Annotated in this window: 2 protein-coding genes; both read left to right on the top strand. The window is 60.3% G+C overall.

Translation table 11 applies throughout. The annotated features are described in order from the left end of the window. Positions 1-199 (top strand): hypothetical protein (locus tag AWU74_RS12755; protein WP_238580201.1); only part of this gene is annotated, 199 nt, incomplete at its 5' end. Positions 200-297: 98 nt separating this feature from the next. Beyond that, a partial coding sequence (locus tag AWU74_RS06105) for a radical SAM protein (RefSeq protein ID WP_368853462.1) occupies positions 298-991 on the top strand: 694 nt, incomplete at its 3' end.

The raw sequence follows: 991 nt of genomic DNA, 5'->3' as shown, positions 1-991 counted from the left end.
TGCACGGCAAACAACTGCTCAGGGATACGCGCGTCATAGACTACCGGAAAACGCTGACGGTAACGTGAACGCGCCCGCCCGCATCACCGACGGTTATGCGGGCGGAGTACAGGCAGTTATGCGCCCGCATAACAGGCAGTTATGCGGGCGGGGCACAGGCACGCTGCGTGCGCTTGCCTATATTCCGCGCCTAATGTAGAGTTCCCTCAAAGAACCCGAACGTTCCCCGCGGCTAAAGCGGCTGTCAGGCACGCAGACAGGGCGGAGGCGGCGGTAAGGAATGAGGGAGAAAACGCAATGACAGAGGCTGAAAAGCGGAAGCTGAGGGACGAAATCTACCTGAAAAACCGGATTCTGGCGGAAGGAATCGCCTTTGAGCCGGATATATTCAGGCACCTCGCGCTGGGCGTCGAGTATACCGAGCGCGTACACTGCATGTTTTCCCGCGACAAACACTGGCACAGCGGAGTCGAGTTCCCCGACTACTTTCTGACGCCGGAGGGGAACTACTGGGTGAGAATACACTGGAACACGGACAGCCCCCTGTCCCTCAGGTATGAGGACGGGCAGTACAACGTGTACGACGGCGGCAAAGCCGTGTTTGAAAAAGTCGGCTTTCCCAGACGCCCGGCGTACTACCGGCTGAATACGTCGGACGGAACGGCGATGCGCACCGTGGCGGTTGACGCCGGGTACGGCGCGCTGATCGTCGCCTACAGCAACGAGTGTTCCCTGAAAGACAAGGGGCTGGACTGCCTGTTCTGCAACATAAACGCCACAAAAGCGGCATACGGCGAGGCGCAGGGCATAGGCTGGAAGACGCCGCGGCAGGCGGGGGAGTCCGTCGCCGCCGCGTATCGGGAAGGCTTTGACCACGTAACGGTTTCGGGCGGCTTCATCGCCGAACGCCGCGAGCTTGAATACTATCTGGACGTCGCCGAAGCCGTGCGGGAACACACCGGACTGGAGGATTTTAACGGCACCGCCGATA

The sequence above is a fragment of the Treponema endosymbiont of Eucomonympha sp. genome (assembly GCF_001028545.1).
Note: the sequence above shows the minus strand (reverse complement) of the source record. Positions and strands in the feature narration are given on the sequence as shown.